This window comes from Microbacterium sp. Leaf159 (genome assembly GCF_001423615.1).
Taxonomy (GTDB): domain Bacteria; phylum Actinomycetota; class Actinomycetes; order Actinomycetales; family Microbacteriaceae; genus Microbacterium.
The window spans coordinates 1,392,862-1,407,912 of sequence record NZ_LMOU01000001.1 but is presented as its reverse complement, the minus strand read 5'-3'; the positions used below and the strand labels follow the sequence as shown (position 1 = coordinate 1,407,912).

The window sequence follows — 15,051 nt, the reverse complement described above, 5'->3', positions numbered from 1 at the left end:
GAAGATTCAGGCGATCCACGACGCGGGGATCACGGGGGAGGGCGTGACGATCGCGGTGCTCGACGGCGCGCTCAACCCGGACGTCCCCACACTCCGTGGCGCTGACATTGAGGGGCGGCATCTCGACGGGTGCCCAGACCCGGGCCTCGGCGCGGAAGTCTTCGAGGCCAGCAGCCACGGCACGTCAGTGACGTCGTTGGTCGTCGGGAACGGAACGTCCGAGATCGGCGCGGGGCCGGTAGGGATCGCTCCGGGTGCGCGCATCCTCTACTACGGGGTGTTGCAGGACGCATGCGACGTGAACAGCGTGGCGGCGGCCCTGGACGACGCAGTCGATCAGGGAGCGGATATCGTGACGGTGTCGGGCGGATATGGCCGTCTCACGGACGAGTTCTCGCAAGAGACTGTCGACAGTGTGAGCGCAGCTCTCAGAGACGGAGTGCTGGTCGTAGCCGGGCTTCCCAACCGCGGCACCGCAACCGACTTCGAATTGATGACGATGAACGGCGTGGTCAATGTCGCCTCGGTGGATGCCCAAGCTGAGCCGGCCAAGGACTACGGGGGATCCGACATGCGGAACGAGGATGTCGACGTCGTGGCGCCTGGCGTCGACGTGGCGGGCCTGGGGTGGGACGGCAGCTGGGGTATGTCGACCTGGTCGGGGAACTCCGCCGCGACTCCGATCGTTGCAGGGCTGCTCGCGCTCGCGAAGGAGAAATGGCCCGACGCGACCGCCTCGCAGTTGCTGCAGTCACTGATCCGGAATACCGGCTCGGAGCCGCACGAGTTGCAGTGGTCGAGCAGACTCGGCCACGGTGTGGTGAACGCGACGAGGCTGCTCGAGGAGGACCCGGCGCAGTATCCGGATGAGAATCCCTTGTTTAAAGATGGCCAAGCGCCCACGCTTGACGAGGTCTATTCGACGCCGGAGCCGTCTGAGTCCGAGGCGCCGGGTGCGCAGGCCAACGCCGGGCCAGGAGGGCTGCCGTGGACGCTCGCAGGTGGCGGGGCGGTCGTGGTCGTCGTTGCGGTGATCCTCATCGTCGTCATCCGCAGAAGACGCGGAGATGTTGCCGATGCAGAAAGTTAGGAGAAGAACACTTCGGTGTCGCCAACGAGTTCTGTGCACCGTCGATGACGTCGTCTATCATGGGTCGTCGGAGGGTGGGACGCTAGCGTCCCTGACGGAGGGGAAGATCATGGCAGCGCAGATCGGTGCTGACTTCGAGCAGATGCTCGAGAACATCCACACGCTCGTCAAGAGCATCGAAGCGGCCGGAGTGGGGTCGCGCGGTACGGAGATCGAAGGGCTACGGACGAACACGACAGCGACTTACCTCGACTCCGCTGCGCAGTATGCGGCAGCCTTGGAGACGATGATCGCTGAACTCGCTGTGGACACCGCGGCGTTTCGTGACGCGCTTCGAGCGGTCGTCGATCAGAAGCAGGAATCGGAGGACAGCCTTTCATCGACGCTGTCCCAGATCGCGCAGGTCGTGGACGATCCATCGCTCACTCAGACGGCTCAGTTGCAGAGCGGTGCTCCGGCGTCGGACAGCGCCAGCGCCGCTGCCCCCACGGATAGCGAGGACGACGGTACCGAGGTGAACGGCTTCTGATGCCGATTCGACGGTGGGCTGCGGCATTCATCGCCATCGGGTTCTTGGCCAGCGGAGCACTGATCCCGAGTGCGGCTTCCGCGCAGGATTTCTCCTCGGCGGGACCTCTCTGGTATCTCGATGCAATGAGAATCCCCGCGATCCACGACTCAGGTATCACCGGAGACGGCGTGACGATCGCGGTCTTCGACGGCGCGCTCAACCCGGAGATCGCGAATCTTCAGGGCGTCGATCTGGAAGTGCGGCAGCTCGACGCCTGCCCCGATCCACTCGCGGCGGCGGCATCGGACTTCGAAGCACTCCAGCACGGCACGTCGGTGACATCGCTGATCGTCGGTAACGGCACTTCCGACAGCGGCGTAGGTCCCGTAGGGCTGGCCCCCGGCGTCCGCATCCTCTACTACGGCTCGCTGCAGGAGGGCTGCGAGGGGAATCCGTTCCCCGCAGCTCTGGCTGACGCCGTCGCTCAGGGAGCCGACATCGTCACTATGTCTGGCGGCAACGGGCGACTGGTCGAAGAGCTCTCGCAGAAATCCGCCGACGGAGTGGCCGCCGCGCTGCGAGCCGGCGTCGTTGTGGTGGCGAGTCTCCCCAACGCGGACTCGACGTGGGAAGGAGAGCTCGGGAAGATCAACGGCGTCGTGAACGTGGCCTCCGTGGACGCCACCGCACAGGCGGCCAAAGCACAGGACGGCTCACCCATGACGAACGACGACGTCGATGTCGTGGCCCCGGGGGTCGACGTTGCTGGTGTGGGGTGGGATCGAACGTGGGGGATGTCCGCATGGTCCGGCAACTCAGCGGCAACGCCTATCGTCGCTGGGCTCCTCGCGCTCGCGAAGGAGAAATGGCCGGACGCGACCGCGTCACAGCTCCTGCAGTCCTTGATTCGCAACACGGGGTCTGCTCCGCATGAGCTGCAGTGGTCCAACACGTTCGGACACGGGACGGTGAACGCGACACGCGTGATCGAAGAGGATCCCTCCCAGTATCCTGACGAGAATCCTCTGTTCACTGACGGGCAAGTACCGACGTTCGACGAGGTTTTCGCCGAGACCGACCCGCTCTCGACTGGGGCGCCGGACCCGAGCGAGGAACGCGTGTCAGGCGTCGTACCATGGGCCATCGCCGGGGGAGTGCTCGTGGCGATCGCTGTCGTGATCGTGATCATGATTAGTCGAAGGAAGAGTGGAGGGCACGACAATGTATAACCCGAATATTTGCACGCCGACGATGTTCGAGGACGAGCTCCGAGCGCTCATAACCATGCCGTCGTTCTCCGATCCCGCGTCGAGCGCTCGTGAAGCGGCGGTGAACGAGCTTCGTCAAGCGATCAAGGCAGTCCGGGAAATTCCCGGCTGGAGCGGAGACTCAGTCGGTAATGCACAGCAGCTTCTCGACCGCATGGAGGAAAACGCCGCCAAGATCGCAACTGCGCTGGCGGATATGCGGACGAATCTCCAGGCGACCACATCAGTCGCATCGGAGGCTGCCGCCGATAGCCTCGGACGCCTGCCCTCGGCATCTGCCGATGGTTTCCTCGCGGATGCAGGGCGCAACTTGTCGGGCATCACGGACGGCTGGGGCGCGCTCGACACCGGCGAGCTGGTGGCGCAAGAGGAGGCTCGGCTCGCCGCAGAGCGCGAGACCGCGGCGATGAACGAACTTAAGACCATCCGATCCACTCTCACGGGTCAGGCCACGCAGAACTTCGGCCAACAGACGAGCAACAATGTCGACACGACATCCGTCCCGCTCCCCGTGATCGACGTTGAGGGCATCGACTCGCGCGTCCCTCCCGTCGGCAGCAACGGACCCTCCGGCGGTCCCGGCACGTCGCCGGGCGGAACCGGCGTCGGCAGCGTGGCTCCGCCACAGGTCGGCACATGGGTTCCCGGTGGGGGCGGCGACGGCGGCTGGGTCAACGGTGGCAACGGCGGCTCGGGTGGCGGCAACACCGGCACCATCGGGGACAACGGCTGGGACAACGGTGACAACGGTGGTTCGGGCGGTAACGGCGGCTCCGACCCCAGCGTCGACTCGCCGAACGGCGGCACACTGCCCGGATACCCCGGCATTGGTGGCGGCGGAGGCGGTGGAGGCCTGCTCGCCGGCGGATCCGGCGGTTCGGGCACGCTCGGCGCGGCGGTCGTGGGCGGCGCAGGCGCCGCGGCGCTCATGGGTGCACGCTCGGCGTCGCTCAATGGCGCGGGCGGCGCAGGTCTGTTCGGCGGTGGCGGAAGCGGTGCCGGTGCAGGTGCAGCCACGGCCGGACGCGGACTGCTCGGCATGGGCGGTGCGACCGGTCCCGGCGGTCTCGGAGCAGCAGGCTCGGCATCCGGCTCGGCGACCGGCGCTGCCGGGGGAACGACGGCAGGTGCAGGTGGCCGCTCGATGGCGCCGGGCATGATGGGCGGAGCAGCCGGAGACGACGAGAAGCGGCGCGACCGCTCCGGTCTCGGTGGCCCGATCGCCCCCAAGCTCGAAGACGACGAGGAAGTCGGGCCCCGGTCGCGATCCGCCCAGGCGGGCAGTCGCGACACGCTCGGCTGACCCCGTCTCCATACCGATATGCGCTCCCGGCGGCCCTTGGGCCGCCGGGAGCGTTCAGTTCGAGGTAGTAGGCTGGGCGACTGGTCGATGTCTCGACATCGAGAGAATTACCAGACAGCAGCCCAGTGAAGGAACCACAGTGGATCTGTACGAGTACCAGGCACGAGACGTTTTCGAGAAGTACGGAGTGCCGGTCCTCGCCGGCATCGTCGCCGACACCCCTGAGGAGGTGAAGGCAGCCGCTGAGAAGATCGGCGGCGTCGTCGTCGTCAAGGCCCAGGTCAAGACCGGTGGTCGCGGCAAGGCCGGCGGCGTCAAGGTCGCGAAGACCCCCGAAGAGGCATACGAGGCCGCGAAGGCGATTCTCGGTCTCGACATCAAGGGCCACATCGTCAAGCGCGTCATGGTCGCGCAGGGTGCGCGCATCGCCGAGGAGTTCTACTTCTCCGTGCTGCTCGATCGCGCCAACCGTTCGTACCTGAGCCTCTGCTCGGTCGAGGGCGGCATGGAGATCGAAGAGCTCGCGGTCGAGCGTCCCGAGGCGCTCGCGCGCGTCGAGGTCAACCCGCTGACGGGCATCGACAAGCAGAAGGCGGTCGAGATCGCTCGCGCCGCGAACTTCCCCGAAGACCTGATCGAGAAGGTCTCCGACGTCTTCGTCAAGCTCTTCGACGTCTACAAGGGCGAAGACGCGACTCTCGTCGAGGTCAACCCGCTGGTCCGCACCGAAGAGGGCGACATCATCGCCCTCGACGGCAAGGTCACGCTCGACGACAACGCCTCCGAGATCCGTCACCCGGAGCACGAGGCGCTCGAAGACAAGGACGCAGCCGACCCGCTCGAGGCCAAGGCCAAGAAGAGCGGCCTGAACTACGTCAAGCTCGACGGCGAGGTCGGAATCATCGGCAACGGTGCAGGACTCGTCATGTCGACGCTCGACGTCGTGGCCTACGCCGGTGAGAACCACAACGGCGTCAAGCCCGCCAACTTCCTCGACATCGGCGGCGGCGCCTCGGCTGAGGTCATGGCCGCAGGCCTCGACGTCATCCTCGGCGACCCGCAGGTCAAGAGCGTGTTCGTCAACGTCTTCGGCGGCATCACGGCGTGCGACGCCGTCGCCAACGGAATCAAGGGCGCTCTCGAGACCCTCGGCAGCGCGGCATCCAAGCCGCTCGTCGTGCGCCTCGACGGCAACCGCGTCGACGAGGGTCGTGCGATCCTCGCCGAGTACGCGCACCCGCTCGTCACGCTCGCCAGCACCATGGACGAGGGCGCCGACAAGGCCGCCGAGCTCGCAAACGCCTGAGACACAAGGACTAGAGAAATGTCGATCTACCTCAACAAGGACTCCAAGGTCATCGTCCAGGGCATCACCGGCGGCGAGGGCACCAAGCACACGGCACTCATGCTGAAGGCCGGCACCCAGGTCGTCGGTGGCGTGAATGCCCGCAAGGCCGGCACCACGGTCTCGCACACCGACAAGGACGGCAACGCCGTCGAGCTCCCCGTCTTCGCCTCGGTCGCCGAGGCGATGAAGGAGACCGGCGCAGACGTGTCGATCGCCTTCGTGCCTGGTGCGTTCACGAAGGACGCGATGATCGAAGCCATCGACGCCGAGATCCCGCTGCTCGTCGTCATCACCGAGGGCGTCCCCGTGGGCGACTCGGCCGAGGCGTGGGCCTACGCGCAGAGCAAGGGCAACACGACCCGCATCATCGGACCGAACTGCCCCGGCATCATCACCCCCGGTGAGGCGCTCGTCGGCATCACTCCGGCGAACATCACCGGCAAGGGCCCGATCGGCCTCGTGTCGAAGTCGGGCACCCTGACGTACCAGATGATGTTCGAGCTGCGCGACTTGGGCTTCTCGACCGCCATCGGCATCGGCGGCGACCCCGTCATCGGCACGACGCACATCGACGCGCTCGCCGCATTCGAGGCCGACCCCGAGACCAAGGCGATCGTGATGATCGGTGAGATCGGTGGTGACGCTGAAGAGCGTGCAGCCGACTACATCAAGGCGCACGTCACCAAGCCGGTCGTCGGCTACGTCGCGGGCTTCACGGCCCCCGAGGGCAAGACCATGGGTCACGCCGGTGCGATCGTCTCCGGCTCGGCCGGTACCGCTCAGGCGAAGAAGGAGGCCCTCGAGGCCGCCGGCGTCAAGGTCGGCAAGACGCCGTCCGAGACCGCTGCTCTGATGCGTGAGATCGTCGAGTCGCTCTAAGCGCTATGATTGAAGAGAAGGCCCTGGACTCCACTCCGGGGCCTTCTTTCATGCCCGGGCAGGATTGATTTGATCCATACGATGGACGATCTGCTACCGTCGATCACGTGGCGGGGACAATCGAGGTCGACTTCGACGGTATTCAGCTTGCGATCGACGGCCTCATCACGGACCTCTCCGATCTGAACCTGTCGCTCCAGACGTTCGACACGGAGTCGCAGTATCTGCTTCAGCTGTGGGAGGGCGACGCCGCCGAGGCGTTCCGGATCGCTCAGCAGTCGTGGGCAGAGGACGGCGAGGTGCGTCGACAGGAGCTCGAACGGATGATCTCCGCGTTGGGGGACGTCCTGGAGATCTACACATCCACGGAGCAGCGGCTCCGAGACCTCTGCGGGGCTGAATGAGCGAGGGGCCGTCGGTGGGGGATGCGAACGCGTCGGAGAGACGTGAGCGACTCGACGCCCTGCAGCGTCGCTACACGGATTCGATCGTCGACTATCGCGCTGCCATGGCGGACATCGAGAGTCAGGTGATCAAGGGGCTGTCGCAGGTGAGCACGGCGACAGTCGAAGTCTCGTCAGCCGACGGCTCCAGAATCTCGACTATCCGCATCGCATCGGGGCTGACAGCTCCCGGTGTCTTCGAACTCGCAGCCTCGGTCACCCACGCCATCCAGACCGCGATCGACCGGATTCCGCGGTCAGCCGCCGTCGAGGGCACACCGGAGATGCTGAGCCGGTATCGCGAAGGTCAGAGCCCCGTGCAGATCGCGAAGGACCTGCACATCGCTGACCTCTTCGGGGACGTCCGGACCTATCCTGCTCCGGACGTGGCCGTCAGTATGCGGCTCGGTCGTCTCGACGCCGTCCACTTCGATGCGGGATGGTATGCGACGGCGACTCTGGACGAGATGGAAGCAGCGGTGAAGTCGCGGGTGAACGCGGCATTCGACAGGGAGGACGCTGATGGGTGACGGATTCGCGGTCGATGTCAGCGCGCTGCGTTCTGACGTGGCCAGATGGACGGACTGGTCGTCAAGGCTCACGGCGGAAGACGGCGGCCTCGCGTCGACTCTCGATCCCTGGGCCTTCTCTGACCAGCCCGGCTTCGAGCAGGTGCGTGCCGACTACGTCGCCAAACTGGGGCATCTCCGCCGAGAGGTGAGCGCCGGGTCCAGGGCGATGCAGGCGATCGCGGATCGGCTCGACGAAGTCGCCTCCGCGTACGAGGAGGCCGAGGCGCAGACCGAGGCCATCGTCGAGAGAGCGGGGTCCTGATGCACCCCGAAGCCCTCGGACGCGAGATCATCCGCGTCCTCGATGACACACTCTCCGGCATCGCGGACCTCGAGCGGATCCTGCCCGGAGTGCTTCGCGATGCGGCCGATCGGCTTGAGTTCATGGGCGTTCCCTACCCGGACTGGGCGAAGGATGCTGCATACGAAGCCGCACTCACCACGGTGACGATCCAGCTCACGGTCCTCCGCGAGTCGGTGAACTTCATGCGTGACGAGGTCGCGAAGTGGGGGATGCCGACACAGCTGCGCGAAGAGGCGACCCGTCTCGAGGCCGGCGTCCGTGCCGCATTCTCGGGCCTCGAGGACGACGCCGACATCTCGGAGATGGACGGACTGAAGGACGCCGCATGGGATTCGCCCATCGTCGACCGTTACTCGGAGGCCTTCTACGAGCAGCGCGACCAGGTGTCCGACCTCGTCGCGCCGATCGATGCGCTCATCCGCGTGCTGCGAGACAGCGCCTCGTCACAGGACTCCTGGTACTCCGAGAATCTTCTCGCGACCATCGGATACTGCGTCTCGGTCGCGGGTGTCGCTGTCACGCTGGCGACGGGTGTGACCGGCGTCGGAGCGATCGTGGGACTCGTGATCGGTGTCATCGGCGTCATCGTGTCGGCGATCGGCATGCTGCTCACCTCGCCGGCGTCACAGTCACGAGCCGACACTCTGACGGGCGTTCTGAGCGGAGCAGAGATCACCGAGTGGCCGAACTCGCGGTTCGCATGGTGATCCCCTCCCTGACCCCTTCCGTGGGCTGGTACGCGATCTCGCTGACCCCCTCGATCCTCCGATGGTGGAACGGCGTCGGATGGACCGATGACCTCGTGGTTCGCTCGTCGTCGGGCACGGACTCACGCCAGACGGGCGCGACGTTCCTGCGCCGGGGTCGCCTGTTCGCCACCGCCTTCTGGATTCTGGCCGGCCTGTGGGTGGCCGTGACCGTGGTCATGAGCCTGACAGGCGGCTACGGTCTCATCTGGTTCCTCGCGCCGCTGCCGTTCATCGTGGTCAGCATCGTCTTCGAGTCGCGGCTCTCGCGATACCGTCGGCTCCTCGCCCCGGACGCGCCGCCGCCATTCGGGCTGCACCCGATCGGTTGAGGACGCACCAGGCGAGGTGATCACTGCGGGGCGAGTCGCTCCCAGATCGCCGCGACGTGCCGTGAGTCGGTTCCGCAGCATCCTCCGATGACCCGCACCGACGGCATCCGCTCGAGGAGTGCGGTCACGCGCTCGGCGAGTTCGACGGGGTCGCCATCGTCGAGGGTCTCGGACTCGTCGAGCTCTGCGTGTGAGAGGCGGGACGCATTGGGGCGGATGCCGATGATCCGCCGAGCCGTCTCGGCATCCAGAGCACGGTCGAAGTGGTCGGGGTACGCGCAGTTGAGGAAGAAACCGTCCGGGGCCCCTGCCGCATCGACCTCGGCGACCGTCTCGGCGAGGGTGCGACCCGATGCGAGCAGCCCGTCGGTCTCGACGGTGAACGAGATCTCGACGTCCACGCCGGCCTCGCGCGCCGCGCGAACGATGCCGCGCGCCTCGGCAGCGTCCGTGAGCGTGTAGGCCGCGATCAGATCCACGCCTGCGCCGGCGAGTGCGCGGATCTGGTCACGGTGATAGCGATAGGCGTCGTCAGGCCCGGTGACCGGGTCCCACGCTCCCGAACGGTAGCCGTCGCCTCGAGGGCCGAGCATCCCCACGATCCGCACTGCGGCCAGACCGGACTCGGCGGCGATCTGCTGGAGCAGTCTCACCGCATCGACGTTGACCCGGCGCAGCGCGTCGGCGTCGTACCCGAGCCGAGCACCCCAGTCGGCGCTCGCTCGCCAGGTGGGCGTCTCGAGGCGCAGCGCGGCGTGATGCGCCCGTGCGATCTCGACATAGCCGAGGTAGTACTCCCTCAGCGTCCGGCGGCCATCGTCGTCGTCGAGCAGCACGAAAGCGGCGAAGTCGGGAAGATCGATGCCGTGGTGGAAGATCAGATCGGTCTCCAGGCCGCCGTCGGTGACGTGTCGGACGGGAACGGTGGGTGCGGACATCGGTGCCTGCTCTCCTCGGATGCTTCCGGTCTAGCACTGCGCGAGGGGCGGCGCCACGGGTCCCGCACACGACGGAGGGGCGGATGCGATTCGCATCCGCCCCTCCGTCGTTCGGTCGTCGTTCAGGCGACGCCGAACAGTGCTTCGATCGGCCCGCGGGCGAAGAAGATCACGAAGCCGACACCGACCGCCCACAGCAGCGGGTGGATGGACTTGGCCCGGCCGGAGAACGCGTTCACGACGATCCAGCTGATGAAGCCCGCGCCGATGCCGTTCGCGATCGAGTAGGTCATCGGCATCACGGTCGCGGTGAGGAACACCGGCAGCAGCACCCGGAAGTCGCTCAGATCGATGTTCTTGATCTGGGCGAGCATGAGCGCACCGACCAGCACGAGAGCGGCGGCCGCGACCGCACCGGGCACGAGCGAGGTGAGCGGCGTGAAGAACATCGCGACGAGGAACATCGCACCCGTGATGACCGTGGCGAAACCGGTGCGCGCACCTTCGCCGATGCCGGCGCCGGACTCGACGAACACGGTGGCCGACGACGACGAGGTGCCACCTCCGGCGATCGCGCCGATGCCCTCGACGACCAGAGCGGACTTGATCCGGGGGAAGTCGCCCTTCTCGTCGGCCAGGTCGGCCTCCTTCGCGAGGCCCGTCATGGTGCCCATCGCGTCGAAGAAGTTCGAGAACAGCAGGGTGAAGACGAACATCACGAGGGCGACGATGCTGACCTTCTGCAGGTCGAAGCCGAAGTCGACCTGACCGACGAGGCTGAGGTCGGGAAGGCCGACGATCGCGCCGGTGAAGCCGAAGTCGAGACCGAACGGCCAGATCAGGTTGGCGAGCGCGCCGAGCACCGTTCCGCCGACGAGGGCGATGAGGATCGCGCCCTTCACGCGCAGCGCGGTGAGCACTCCGCCGAGCAAAAGCGTGATCACGAAGAGCAGGGTCGGGATCGACGCGACAGAGCCGCCGATGCCGAGGTCAACCGGCGGCGACGCGTTGCCGGTGGCGGTGACGAAGCCGGCGTTCACGAAGCCGATGAAGGCGATGAACAGACCGATTCCGACGGTGATCGCGAGCTTGAGCTGCACGGGGACCGCGTCGAAGATCATCTTCCGCAGACCGGTGGCCGCGAGGAGGACGATGATCACACCGTTGATCATCACGAGGGCCATGGCCTCGGGCCAGGTCACCGTGCCGACCACCGAGAACGCGATGAACGCGTTGATGCCGAGGCCTGCGGCGAAGGCGAACGGCAGACGGGTGATCAGACCGAACAGGATCGTCATCACACCGGCGGTCAGAGCGGTGGCGGCGGCCACGGCGGTGCCGGCGAGGGTGTTGCCGTCGACGTCGGGCGTCGACAGGATGATCGGGTTGAGGATCACGATGTAGGCCATCGTGACGAAGGTCACCAGACCCCCTCGGATCTCGGTGCCGATCGTGGATCCGCGCTTGCTGATCTCGAAGAAGCGGTCCAGGGCGTTCGTGGGTTCGGCCTTGGACGGGGTGGGGGATGGGGCAGTTGTCATCGGGAAACCTCCGATGGAGACGATATCGTGTCGCCCGAGTCGCGCGCGCCCCCAGGCGACGACAGGGTTCTCGTCGTAGTCTCGATTCGATATGCAACGCCTCCTCGTCGCGCTCCTCGCCGCCTTCGATGCCGCAATCGCCGCGGCGGTCGGTCTCGTGGTTCTGCTGGCGCCGCTCACTCTGCTCTGGACGCTCGCGTTCGGCGTCACGGCCGATTGGGGCGCACTCTGGCCGCTCACCGGGACGCTGTGGCAGTTCGGCCACGGCGTGCCCCTGGACATCGACGTCACAGCCGACGTCCTGCGTGCGACGGGCATCGCTCCGGACGCCGCCGCTTTCACGCTCTCGGTCACCCCGCTCGCCTTCCTGGTCTTCACTCTGCTGTTCGCGGCACGGTCAGGGGCGCGTGCGGCGCGCGCGGGTGCGTGGCTCCTCGGCGCACTCTCGGGTGCGCTGACCTTCGGCGTCATCGCGACCGGCGTGGCGCTGACATCGAACCTCTCGGTGGCCCAGACCGCTCTGGTGCCGGCGATCCTCCTGCCGACCGCCGTCTACCTCGTGGGCGCGGTCTGCGGCGCCGTGCGCATCGCGTGGGAGGACGGCGACGGCGGGTTCCTCGATCGGGTGCACGACGTGGTCGACTCCTGGGGCGACTGGGGCCCCGTGCCGAGCGCTGCGGTGCGCGGAGCGGCCTTCGCCCTCGTCGGAGTGACCGCCGTCTCCGCTCTCGCGGTGGCCCTCATGACGCTGACCCGCGGCGGCGAGGTCGTCGCGCTGTTCCAGGCCGCGCGTGTCGATGCCCTCGGGGCGGGAGTCATCACGCTCGGACACCTCGCGTATCTGCCGACGATCATCGTCTGGGCGGCATCCTGGCTCGCCGGGCCGGGGTTCGCGGTGGGTGTCGGCACCGCCGTGTCTCCCGCCGGCACGCAGCTCGGGGTCGTGCCGGGCATCCCGGTGCTCGGGCTGCTGCCCGAGAGCACCTCGATGTGGATGCTGATCGTGATCCTCCTCCCGATCGGCGCCGGAGCCTTCGCCGGATGGGCCGTGCGGTCCCGCCTCGTGTGGGAGGGCACCCCTCTCGGCACCGGACCGCGGGCGGCGATCGCCGGCGGCATCGGGGTGCTGACGGCCGTGGTCGCCGCGCTGGCGGCCCTGCTGGCGGGTGGGTCGATGGGACCGGGGCGGCTCGCCGAAGCGGGACCCGCCGTGCTGCCGTTCGCTCTCGCACTGGGCGGTGAGGTGCTGCTCGGTGCGGCGATCCTGTTGCTCTCGCCGCGACACCGCGACGAGCTCGCCGAAGAGCGCACCGATCGATGGGTCGCCGAGATGACCGCATCCGACCTCGCCATCGACGACTCGACGCAGCGTGTGCCCGCCGCGACGACGTGGCCGGGGGCGCCCTCCGCATTCGAGACCGCACCGCTCGGCGACGACGGCGGCTTCCGGCTGCCGAAGCGCGACCCCGACGATCCGCTGCGCTGACACACGGGTCGGGGCGTCACCGCGGCCCCGGTAGACTGGGCGCGTGCTCACGGTCGCCGTTCTCATCTCGGGCACCGGCTCGAACCTTCGCGCCCTCCTCGAGGCCGCTCGTCACCCCGATTTTCCTGCGCGGGTGGTGGTCGTCGGTGCCGATCGCGAAGCCGACGGACTCGCTCACGCCGAGGAGTTCGGCATCCCGAGCTTCACGGTTCCGTGGCATGAGCACGAATCCCGCGACGCGTGGGGTGAAGAGCTCGGACGTCAGCTCGCCGTCTGGAACGCCGACCTCGTCGTGCTCAGCGGCCTGATGCGACTGCTGCCGGCATCACTGGTCGCGAGCCTCGCGCCGCGCCTGATCAACACGCATCCCGCGTACCTGCCGGAGTTCCCCGGAGCTCACGGCGTGCGCGACGCGCTCGCCGCAGGGGTCTCCGAGACGGGCGCCAGCGTGATCGTCGTCGACGACGGCGTCGACACCGGGCCGATCCTGGCGCAGGAGCGGGTGCCGGTCCTCGACGGCGATACCGAGCACACCCTGCACGAGCGCATCAAGCCCGTCGAACGCCGACTGCTCATCGACGTGGTGCGCCGCATCGCGACCGGTGAGCTCTCGCTGTCCTCCGCAACCTGAACCGAACCACGCACGCCACCCTCGCACGAAGGAGCCCATCATGGCCGGCCCCCGCCACGACCACTCGCTGTACCGCGATCGCGACACCGTCCCGGTGCGCCGCGCACTCGTCTCGGTCAGCGACAAGACCGATCTGCTCGTGCTCGCCAAGTCCCTGTCGGAGGCGGGCGTGCAGATCGTCTCGACCGGCTCGACCGCGTCGACCATCCGCGAGGCCGGGTTCGAGGTGACCGACGTCGCGGCCGTCACCGGTGTCGCCGAGATGCTCGACGGCCGCGTGAAGACGCTGCACCCGAAGATCCACGGCGGTCTGCTCGCCGACCTTCGCCTCGAGGACCATGAGCGCCAGCTCGCCGACCTCGACATCGCTCCGTTCGAGCTCGTCGTCGTGAACCTCTATCCGTTCGTCGAGACGGTCGCCTCGGGCGCCGAGGGTGACGACGTCGTCGAGCAGATCGACATCGGCGGCCCCGCCATGGTGCGCGCTGCGGCCAAGAACCACGCGAACGTCGCGATCGTCGTCTCGCCGCAGTCGTACGGCGGCATCATCAGCGCCATCGAGAACGGCGGCACCACGCTCACCCAGCGCCGCGAGCTCGCAGCGCGCGCGTTCGCGCACACGGCCGCGTACGACACCGCGGTGGCCTCCTGGTTCGCGGAGGGCACGCTCGGTGAGGGGGAGGACCTGCCCACCCACCTGACGATCCAGGCCGAGCTTCTCAACACGCTGCGCTACGGCGAGAACTCGCACCAGCGCGGCGCGATCTACACCCGTGTCGGCGGCCATGGCATCGCTCAGGCGACGCAGCTGCAGGGCAAGGAGATGTCGTACAACAACTACGTCGATGCGGATGCCGCGCTGCGCGCCGCCTACGACATGGTCAAGCCCGCCGTCGCGATCATCAAGCACGCGAACCCCTGCGGCATCGCGACCACCGCTCCCAACGCCCTCGACCCGATCGCGAGCGCGCACATCCGCGCCCACGAGTGCGACCCGGTGTCGGCATACGGCGGAGTGATCGCCGCGAACGGCACCGTGACGCTCAAGATGGCCGAGAACCTGAAGGACATCTTCACCGAGGTGATCGTCGCGCCGTCGTTCGAGCCGGCAGCCCTCGAGGTCTTCAAGGCGAAGAAGAACCTGCGTCTGCTGCAGCTGCCCGAGGACTGGCAGCAGGAGCGCATGGACGTGCGCCTGGTCTCGGGCGGCCTGCTGCTGCAGGATGCCGACCGGTTCCCCGACGACATCGTCTCGGTCGCGAAGAACTGGGAGCTCGTCTCGGGTGAGCGTCCGACCGACGAGGAGATGGAGAACCTCATCTTCGCGTGGAAGGCCTGCCGTGCCGTGAAGTCGAACGCGATCGTCCTCGCGAAGGACAACGCCACGGTCGGCGTCGGCATGGGCCAGGTCAACCGCGTCGACTCGTGCCGCCTCGCGGTCGAGCGTGCAGGTGACCGGGCCGCAGGCTCCGTCGCATCGTCCGACGCGTTCTTCCCGTTCGCCGACGGCGCCCAGGTGCTGATCGATGCGGGCGTCACGGCCATCGTGCAGCCCGGCGGATCGGTGCGCGATGAAGAGGTCGTGGACGCTGCGCGCAAGGCCGGCGTCACGATGTTCTTCACCGGAGAGCGTCACTTCTTCCACTGAGTCGTCCGGCC

At 67.5% G+C, this 15,051-nt stretch carries 16 protein-coding genes; 14 read left to right on the top strand and 2 right to left on the bottom strand.

From position 1 onward, the window contains the following. The 11 genes from ASF80_RS06725 to ASF80_RS19015 form a co-directional block, all read left to right on the top strand. Nucleotides 1-1,090 (top strand): S8 family peptidase (locus tag ASF80_RS06725; protein ID WP_082488209.1); only part of this gene is annotated, 1,090 nt, incomplete at its 5' end. A 109-nt stretch (nucleotides 1,091-1,199) separates the two neighbouring features. Further along, nucleotides 1,200-1,619 (top strand): hypothetical protein, encoded by a 420-nt coding sequence (locus tag ASF80_RS06720; protein WP_056309128.1) that lies wholly within the window; start codon nucleotides 1,200-1,202, stop codon nucleotides 1,617-1,619. Between the two features lie 125 nt (nucleotides 1,620-1,744). Beyond that, on the top strand, nucleotides 1,745-2,830 hold the full coding sequence (locus ASF80_RS06715) for a S8 family peptidase (RefSeq protein ID WP_162239115.1): 1,086 nt from the start codon (nucleotides 1,745-1,747) through the stop codon (nucleotides 2,828-2,830). Nucleotides 2,831-3,065: 235 nt separating this feature from the next. Further along, nucleotides 3,066-4,172 (top strand): hypothetical protein, encoded by a 1,107-nt coding sequence (locus ASF80_RS19505; RefSeq protein ID WP_268776012.1) that lies wholly within the window; start codon nucleotides 3,066-3,068, stop codon nucleotides 4,170-4,172. A gap of 139 nt (nucleotides 4,173-4,311) precedes the next feature. Then, complete coding sequence (gene sucC, locus ASF80_RS06705) at nucleotides 4,312-5,478, top strand: ADP-forming succinate--CoA ligase subunit beta (RefSeq protein WP_056309122.1); 1,167 nt, start codon at nucleotides 4,312-4,314, stop codon at nucleotides 5,476-5,478. 18 nt (nucleotides 5,479-5,496) lie between these two features. Continuing rightward, nucleotides 5,497-6,399, top strand: a complete 903-nt coding sequence (gene sucD, locus ASF80_RS06700) for a succinate--CoA ligase subunit alpha (RefSeq protein ID WP_056309120.1) — start codon at nucleotides 5,497-5,499, stop codon at nucleotides 6,397-6,399. 107 nt (nucleotides 6,400-6,506) lie between these two features. Continuing rightward, nucleotides 6,507-6,803: a WXG100 family type VII secretion target gene (locus tag ASF80_RS06695; RefSeq protein WP_056309118.1), complete on the top strand. Its 297-nt coding sequence runs from the start codon at nucleotides 6,507-6,509 to the stop codon at nucleotides 6,801-6,803. A gap of 14 nt (nucleotides 6,804-6,817) precedes the next feature. Continuing rightward, complete coding sequence (locus ASF80_RS06690; protein ID WP_157520986.1) at nucleotides 6,818-7,372, top strand: hypothetical protein; 555 nt, start codon at nucleotides 6,818-6,820, stop codon at nucleotides 7,370-7,372. Continuing rightward, on the top strand, nucleotides 7,365-7,676 hold the full coding sequence (locus ASF80_RS06685; protein ID WP_056309114.1) for a hypothetical protein: 312 nt from the start codon (nucleotides 7,365-7,367) through the stop codon (nucleotides 7,674-7,676). The genes ASF80_RS06690 and ASF80_RS06685 overlap by 8 nt, the downstream gene beginning before the upstream one ends. After that, nucleotides 7,676-8,425 (top strand): hypothetical protein, encoded by a 750-nt coding sequence (locus ASF80_RS19020; RefSeq protein ID WP_056309112.1) that lies wholly within the window; start codon nucleotides 7,676-7,678, stop codon nucleotides 8,423-8,425. The genes ASF80_RS06685 and ASF80_RS19020 overlap by 1 nt, the downstream gene beginning before the upstream one ends. After that, entirely contained in the window at nucleotides 8,419-8,796 is a 378-nt protein-coding gene (locus ASF80_RS19015) for a DUF2510 domain-containing protein (RefSeq protein ID WP_162239114.1), read from the top strand. Before ASF80_RS19020 ends, ASF80_RS19015 begins: the two co-directional genes overlap by 7 nt. 20 nt (nucleotides 8,797-8,816) lie before the next feature. Here ASF80_RS19015 and ASF80_RS06670 read toward each other — a convergent pair whose 3' ends face one another. Both ASF80_RS06670 and ASF80_RS06665 read right to left on the bottom strand, forming a co-directional pair. Next, nucleotides 8,817-9,734, bottom strand: coding sequence for a homocysteine S-methyltransferase family protein (locus ASF80_RS06670; protein ID WP_056309108.1), 918 nt, complete (start codon nucleotides 9,732-9,734; stop codon nucleotides 8,817-8,819). Between the two features lie 122 nt (nucleotides 9,735-9,856). Beyond that, entirely contained in the window at nucleotides 9,857-11,275 is a 1,419-nt protein-coding gene (locus ASF80_RS06665; protein WP_056309106.1) for an NCS2 family permease, read from the bottom strand. Nucleotides 11,276-11,366: 91 nt separating this feature from the next. Here ASF80_RS06665 and ASF80_RS06660 point away from each other — a divergent pair, with 91 nt between their 5' ends. From ASF80_RS06660 to purH, 3 genes are read left to right on the top strand one after another with little or no spacing between them, the layout of a single operon-like run. Next, nucleotides 11,367-12,761: a DUF6350 family protein gene (locus ASF80_RS06660; protein WP_056309104.1), complete on the top strand. Its 1,395-nt coding sequence runs from the start codon at nucleotides 11,367-11,369 to the stop codon at nucleotides 12,759-12,761. Between the two features lie 43 nt (nucleotides 12,762-12,804). Beyond that, the gene (gene purN, locus ASF80_RS06655) at nucleotides 12,805-13,392 is read left to right on the top strand and encodes a phosphoribosylglycinamide formyltransferase (RefSeq protein WP_056309102.1); all 588 of its coding nucleotides are present in this window, start codon (nucleotides 12,805-12,807) and stop codon (nucleotides 13,390-13,392) included. A 40-nt stretch (nucleotides 13,393-13,432) separates the two neighbouring features. After that, complete coding sequence (gene purH, locus ASF80_RS06650) at nucleotides 13,433-15,040, top strand: bifunctional phosphoribosylaminoimidazolecarboxamide formyltransferase/IMP cyclohydrolase (RefSeq protein ID WP_056309100.1); 1,608 nt, start codon at nucleotides 13,433-13,435, stop codon at nucleotides 15,038-15,040. The last annotated feature ends 11 nt before the right edge of the window (nucleotides 15,041-15,051 follow it).

What these genes read in the sequence shown, in the direction of transcription:
- purH (WP_056309100.1), top strand. Translation starts at nt 13,433, where the DNA reads ATGGCCGGCCCCCGCCACGACCACTCGCTGTACCGCGATCGCGACACC.
- ASF80_RS06720 (WP_056309128.1), top strand. Translation starts at nt 1,200, where the DNA reads ATGGCAGCGCAGATCGGTGCTGACTTCGAGCAGATGCTCGAGAACATC.
- ASF80_RS06685 (WP_056309114.1), top strand. Translation starts at nt 7,365, where the DNA reads ATGGGTGACGGATTCGCGGTCGATGTCAGCGCGCTGCGTTCTGACGTG.
- sucD (WP_056309120.1), top strand. Translation starts at nt 5,497, where the DNA reads ATGTCGATCTACCTCAACAAGGACTCCAAGGTCATCGTCCAGGGCATC.
- ASF80_RS06660 (WP_056309104.1), top strand. Translation starts at nt 11,367, where the DNA reads ATGCAACGCCTCCTCGTCGCGCTCCTCGCCGCCTTCGATGCCGCAATC.
- ASF80_RS19020 (WP_056309112.1), top strand. Translation starts at nt 7,676, where the DNA reads ATGCACCCCGAAGCCCTCGGACGCGAGATCATCCGCGTCCTCGATGAC.
- ASF80_RS06665 (WP_056309106.1), bottom strand. Translation starts at nt 11,275, where the DNA reads ATGACAACTGCCCCATCCCCCACCCCGTCCAAGGCCGAACCCACGAAC.
- ASF80_RS19505 (WP_268776012.1), top strand. Translation starts at nt 3,066, where the DNA reads ATGCGGACGAATCTCCAGGCGACCACATCAGTCGCATCGGAGGCTGCC.
- ASF80_RS06715 (WP_162239115.1), top strand. Translation starts at nt 1,745, where the DNA reads ATGAGAATCCCCGCGATCCACGACTCAGGTATCACCGGAGACGGCGTG.
- ASF80_RS19015 (WP_162239114.1), top strand. Translation starts at nt 8,419, where the DNA reads ATGGTGATCCCCTCCCTGACCCCTTCCGTGGGCTGGTACGCGATCTCG.
- ASF80_RS06670 (WP_056309108.1), bottom strand. Translation starts at nt 9,734, where the DNA reads ATGTCCGCACCCACCGTTCCCGTCCGACACGTCACCGACGGCGGCCTG.